1 protein-coding gene is annotated in these 1,083 nt (G+C 50.8%); it reads left to right on the forward strand.

What is annotated here, in order from left to right; all coding sequences use genetic code 11:
• The first annotated feature begins 89 nt into the window (after window positions 1-89).
• Window positions 90-587: a hypothetical protein gene (locus B2A78_RS25405; RefSeq protein WP_205780908.1), complete on the forward strand. Its 498-nt coding sequence runs from the start codon at window positions 90-92 to the stop codon at window positions 585-587.
• The last annotated feature ends 496 nt before the right edge of the window (window positions 588-1,083 follow it).

Raw genomic sequence — 1,083 nt, forward strand, 5'->3', positions numbered from 1 at the left:
TAAAGAAATAAGCGTAACCAGGATCTTCAGTAAGTCTCCTCAGTAGGGGGCCTGCCAATCCCAAAAAGAATAATTACAGGAACCTATAAATGAGTGATGGGGAAAAACTAAGCTCTGCCGCCTACCAACATTCTCAACAAAGCGTGCAACAGCCTGATGTCGGGATCGAAGCACAATTCCCGAATAAGAAAGCACCGAAAACCTACCGCTACGATTCCAGCCTCGCTCCGGAGCTCTGCTGGGATGAGAACGCCGAGCGCCCTTTTGCCGAGTGGCTGCTCAACCTCGTGGCCGAAGCGGCAGAAAAGGGGGAAAGCGATGTCTTTGCGCAGCGGCAGTTGTGGGAGGGAACACAGGAGAAATTCTCGTCGCTATCGCAATGTGCGGCCCGGCTCAAGAGCCTCACCAAGCCCTTTCTGAACTGGGCAGGAAAGGCCGAACGGCAACAGATTTCAGTGCCGTGCCCCTATTCGTGCATGAGCGGCATTCTACCCAAGCTATTTTGGAAACCCTTAAAAGCCATAAGGCCAGTGGGACCAACCTGGACCTGTTCGGGGATGCCAAACTGGACTTCTGTACGGCGTTAGTGACGCGCGCCGCCAATTCTTCTACCGCTTTATCGTTCATAGCTCTCTCGTCAAGTGATGGCTAACTCTACTGATAGTCAAAAATCGCGGAATTTAAAGTAAGAAAAAGCGGAAAGTTTTGCCAGTATTCGCTTACATAAGGCCGGAGAAAAAATTTAGTCTTGGCTGGCTAACCTGATCCCTCTTATCAGCGCTCTTCCGGCGATTATCCAGCCCCTTTTAGATTTCTTCTGGTGTCCTCGATCTCCGGGCTGATGTGTCCGGCTTCCGCTGCGTGAGGCCGATCACGAGCCAATAAGCATACTGCGGCCAAGTTTTCCTACGGCTTTTATCTCTGGTGCGCCAGCGTGTACGTGTCGCCGCTTGATGTTGCTCCATCGCATGCGATCTATGCCCGTTTTCCGTTCAAGTTCCGTTGGGGTGAACTCGGCATGATCTATAAGCGCTTTTAATCGTTCTTGCAGATCCATATAAGAAAGTTAAATGATGCCATTAA

Source organism: Methylocaldum sp. 14B, from assembly GCF_002005105.1.
Classification (GTDB): domain Bacteria; phylum Pseudomonadota; class Gammaproteobacteria; order Methylococcales; family Methylococcaceae; genus Methylocaldum.